Annotated in this window: 3 protein-coding genes; all 3 read left to right on the top strand. The window is 66.1% G+C overall.

All coding sequences use genetic code 11. The features are described from left to right. The first annotated feature begins 58 nt into the window (after positions 1–58). Positions 59–4,405 carry an RHS repeat-associated core domain-containing protein gene (locus AC1DOC_RS21275; protein ID WP_478130434.1) on the top strand — a complete coding sequence of 1,449 codons (4,347 nt, stop codon included), beginning with the start codon at positions 59–61 and terminating at the stop codon, positions 4,403–4,405. A 34-nt stretch (positions 4,406–4,439) separates the two neighbouring features. Then, on the top strand, positions 4,440–4,625 hold the full coding sequence (locus AC1DOC_RS21270) for a hypothetical protein (protein WP_478130433.1): 186 nt from the start codon (positions 4,440–4,442) through the stop codon (positions 4,623–4,625). 180 nt (positions 4,626–4,805) lie between these two features. Beyond that, the coding region (gene hpaR / locus AC1DOC_RS21265; RefSeq protein ID WP_478130432.1) for a homoprotocatechuate degradation operon regulator HpaR at positions 4,806–5,200 on the top strand (395 nt) is incomplete at its 3' end.

The raw sequence follows: 5,200 nt of genomic DNA, 5'->3' as shown, positions 1-5,200 counted from the left end.
CGTCGAGGCAGCCTGAACCGCGCCGCCTCAGCCCAACACACGCCGGAGAGAAAGCACCTTGTTCTTCGCGGCCAAGCACTTCGACCCCCAGCTGGGCATCGACGCCCACACCTACCTGGCGCCGCCCGGCGTATGGCCCACGCTGCACATCGGCATCGTGATGGACCCGTTCGACTACCTGCCGACCATCCAGGTCTCGCCCGACAACCCGATCGTGAAGGGCATGGCAGCCGTGGACGGTGCCATGCAGGCGGGCCTGGACACCATCGGCCAAGGCACCGCAGCGCCCGAGGTGCCGGCACCGCCGGGCGCGCCGGCCGGCGGCGGCGAGATGCCCGCGAGCATTCCCTTCCCGCTCGGCGCCACCGTCGAGGTGGCGGGGGTGCGCCGGGCCAACGCCGGCACGGGCGGCGTGGACTTCCACGTCCTCGTCGGCGCCCCCATGCCGGTGATCAAGGCGCCCGGCGGCCCCCAGTTCGAGGACGAGCTTTTCATGGGCAGCCGCATCGTGCTGGCCGATGGCGAACCCTTCTCGCGCATCGGCGTGCCGGTGCTGGCCTGCAACATCGTGGGCCTGGTGCCGCCGTTCCGAAAGAAGAAGGCAGTCAAGCCGCTGCGGCTGAGCCTGATGCTGCCGACCACCTTCAACGTCGCCATCCCGCCGCAGGTGTTCGTGGGCGGGCCGCCGACCATCTCGTGGGGCGCRATGGTCCAGCGCGGGCTGTTCAAGGCGCTGGGCCGGGCCTACACCCGCATCGCGCGGCGCGTGTTCAAGAACATGCCGCCGGGCTTCCTCAAGTGCCAGGTGCTGCGTGCCGAGCCGGTGGACATCCGCGATGGCAGCGTCTCGGTGACGCACGAGGACTTCAGCATTCCGGGCCGGCTTCCGCTGAGCTGGACGCGCGTCTATGCATCGCGCGACCACGCCCTGCCCGGCCATTGCGGCCACGGCTGGCAGACCCCGGCGGATGTGCGCCTGATGGCGGAAGCCGACGGCCTGCTCAGCCTGCAGGGGCCGGAAGAATTCGCGCTGTTCCCTGCGCTGCCGCAGGCCGAAGGACAGCAGGTGCTCGACGTGGTGGACGGTGCGCGGCTGATGCGCCAGGGCACGGCGCTCGTGGTGCGCTTCAAGAGCGGCCTGCGCTACCACTTCGAAGATGCGCTGTCGCCCGAGGGAGCACTGCAGGCCGCGCCCCTGCCCATCGCGCGCATCGAGGATGCCTGCGGCAACCACTGGCGCTTCGTGCGGCGGGGCCGCGACCTGGTGCGCATCGCCGAAAGCGGCGTGGACGGCCTGCCGGGCCGCAGCATCGAGGTGCAGTCGCGCGGCGGGTACATCGAGTCCATGGCGCTGCGCGACCCGGCCACCGGGCAGGAGCATCCGCTGGTGCGCTACCGCCATGCCGACGGCGACCTGCTGGCGGCGAGCGATGCGCTGGGTGCGGCGCGCGAGTTTGCGTACCTGCAKCACCGCATGGCGCGCCACACGGACCGCACGGGCCTGTCGTTTCACTACGCGTACGACGAGCAGTGGCGCGTGGTGCACGCCTGGGGCGACGGCGGGCTGCACGACTACCGCTTCGCCTACAGCGCGGCGCTGCGGCAGACCGAGGTGACCAACTCGCTGGGGCACCTCACGGTGGTCAAGTTCGACGAGGCGGGGCTGCCGTTGGCGGAGATCGATCCGCTGGATGGCGTGACCACCTTTGAGTATGACGATGTGGGGCGGACGGTGGCGGTGACTGCGCCCGGGGGGCTGCGCACAGGGTTCACCTACGATGCGCGGGGCAATCTGTTGGGCGTACGACATCCCGATGGCAGCATCGTAGGCTGCGAATACGACAGCGATGACCAGTTGCTCGCCGTCATCGATCCGCTGGGTCATCGCTGGGAGCACGCCAGCGACGCACGCGGGCTGCCATCCAGCCAGACCGATCCGCTGGGCGCCGTCACCCGCTTCGAGCATGACGACCGCGGCCAGCTGGTGCGCCATGTCAATGCGCGGGGTGCGGTCACGCAGCTGCGCTATGACCGCTATGGGCTGCCCGCCCAGATGATCGACGCCCTGACCCATGTCACCCGCTTCGACTATGACGCACTCGGGCGGCTGCGCACGCAAGTCAACGCACTGGGGCAACGAAGCCGGTATCACTGCGACGCGAAAGGCAGGCTGCAACGCATCACGCAGCACGACGGCGCCCAACTCACCTGTGCGTACGACGCCGAGGACCGGCTGGTGCGCTATGCCGACGAGAACGGTGCAATCACCGAACTGACCTACAGCGGCACGGGACTGATCGCCCGGCGAGTTCAACCCGATGGTCATGCCGTGCGCTACGACTACGACAGTGAAGAGCAGCTCGTCGCTGTAGTCAACCCGCGCGGCGAACGCCATGAACTCACACGCGATCCCTTGGGCCGAATCGTCGAGGAGATCGATTACTGGGGGCAATGCCGGCGCTTCCACTACGACGCCAGCGGACGGCTCCTGCGCAGCATCGATCCAATGGGCCGCACGATCAGCTTCCATACTGACGCCATGGGTCGCATCACGCATAAGACCTGGCCCGAAATCTCGGGAGGCGCGCCGGCCGGTGCGGAAGATTTCAGGTACGACGCAGCGGGCCGGCTCGTCGAGGCTCGCAACGCCCACAGCCATTTCAAACATCGCTTCGACGCGCTCGGTCATCTGGTCGAGGAACAGCAGGGCAGCTTCCGGATCGAACGCGCCTACGACGCGGCCGGAAACTCCGTCGAGCGCAAGACCAGCGCGGGCAACCGGGTGGCCGTGCGCTACGACCTGCTCAATCGACCCGCAGAGATCGCCATCAACGATGAGCCCCCGATCACCATCGAACGCAACGCCTTGGGGCAAGCGACGGCGGAGCATCTGAGCGAGCACGTGGTTCGCACGCTGCGCTACAACGACCAGGGCTTGGTCGCTGCACAAGCCGTCGCAAAGGACGGCGCGCCACTATTCGACACGCGCTTCGACTACGACGCCGCCGGCAATCTGACGCGACGCACGGACAGCCAACAAGGCAACGACCTCTACACCCACGATCCGATGGGGCGCATCCTGTCCCACGTCGATCCCATGGGTCGCGTCAGGCACTACCTGAGCGACCCTGCGGGCGATCGGCTCAGGACAAACGTGCGAATCGTCGCGATGGCGCAGACCGCAAGCGGCCAACAGCAACCCGAGCACTGGACACGTGAGGGTGAGCACGAGGAATGGCACTACGTGTTCGACCGCGCCGGCAACCTCACAAGCCGCACACAGACGCGCGCACCCAACCAGCCTGCCCTGCACCTGGCATGGGATACCAATCAGCGGCTGACCCAGAGCCGATGGGAGCGCGGCCCGCACCATGGAGAAGTGACCACCTACGGTTATGACCCCTTGGGCCGCCGCGTCTTCAAACGCAACACGACGCATACGACCTGGTTCTTCTGGGACGGGGATGCGCTGCTCGGTGAGGCTTGTCAGGAAAACGCCCTGGTGCCGAAGACGAAAAAATCCCCGGTGACGAGCTTGCTGGAACGACGCAAGCAAGAGGACGCGCTCAGACAGCTGCATGCGAAGACGCGCGAATTCGTCCTCAAGCCCGGCACCTTCGAGCCACTGGCGTTGATAGACAAGGAGATGCCGCCGTCCAGCGTGGACACCTCCGAGGACACCGCACGGGTTCTTCACTATCACAACGATCCCGATGGCCGTCCCTTGCGCATGACAACCCGTGACGGCCAGATCGTGTGGGCCGTTCGCTACGACGTCTGGGGCGGCATCGCACGCAAGGATTGCGAACTTCTTGCACAGCCGATCAGATGCCAGGGGCAACAGGAAGACGCCGAGACGGGCCTCTTCTACAACAGGCATCGGTACTTCGACCCCATCATCGGCGCCTATGTTTCAGCAGATCCCATCGGGCTGCGGGGTGGCGTGAATCCCTACGCCTACGGCTGCAGCAATCCTTACTTCTGGATCGATCCGCTGGGACTCGCAGCCAGTTGCGAAAGGCATTTGAGGAGCATTGACGAACAGCTTCAGCAGGGCCGGCGTGCGCGAATCGATGTGGCGTCCAAGGACGATGCGATCGAGCTGCTCCTCGCCTACACCACAGGACCGGCCGGCCGCCGGGGCGCGTTCCGGAACACCACGGATCAACCAAACACTGCTCTACCTACCTATGGCGAACATCGCGCAAACACACCGCCCGTTTCCGGCATCCATGGAAGCAGACCCGGACGGCGCCTTCTTCGAGCGGAGTCTCGACGGCGGTGCAACCTCCTTCTATCTGATCATTCGTCCCAGACCCTATCTGACGGCCAGAGACCGGGAACTGATCGATCAGGGAATTTTTTCGCTGGAAGAGCTGCATCCGGAGGTACTCAGGCTCGGTAGGACGCCCTCCCCCCAAACACCCTGGCTGTACGAAGTGGAGTCGTTCAAGGTCGGTCGGGAGCATCACGACGATCAAGAGGTCTTCAACGACCACGCGACGGACTACAGATCCGAGGTATTCGACAACCTGTCGACACTGCTCGAGCACTGCCAAAAGGAATTCGGTGTTGCAGCGTCGGATTTCAGGAAGCGCGACGCCACGCACTATCCCAAGTTCTGAGTGAACTGGACACGGTGATCGCGGCGTCCCCGATTACGCCTTTCAGAACACCGCGCGTTCTGGGCCCTCAGCGCCGCGCTGAGCAGCGCCCCTTCGCCTGACACGGGTTTTCCCGATTGCGCCCTGGCCCTCTCACGCCCGATCATTTAACATGTTAACTAATTCGTCGAAACTAGAAACGTGGCCAGCACCTTCACCCACCGCAACCTCCCGCGCCTGCTGCTGCAGGCGCGCGAAGCCGTCATGGCCCACACGCGGCCCAGCCTGCGCGAGCATGCGCTGTCCGACCAGCAGTGGCGCGTGCTGCGGGTGCTCGGCGAGCACGGCGCGGTGGAAACCGGCCGCGTGGCGCGCGAGGCCTTCATCCTCGGCCCCAGCCTCACCGGCGTGCTCGCGCGCATGGAGCGCGACGACCTCATCACCCGCAGCCGCGATCCCGAGGACCAGCGCCGCACCGTGGTCGAGGCCACGGCGCACGGGATGAAGCTGGTGAAGAAGCTGTCCTCGAGCATCGAGTCGCACTACCAATGGCTGGAGCAGTCGCTGGGCAAGACCAAGCTGACGCAGCTGTACGG

This window comes from Variovorax sp. 01T439_2 (genome assembly GCF_056398445.1).
This window is presented reverse-complemented; position numbering and strand designations above follow the sequence as displayed.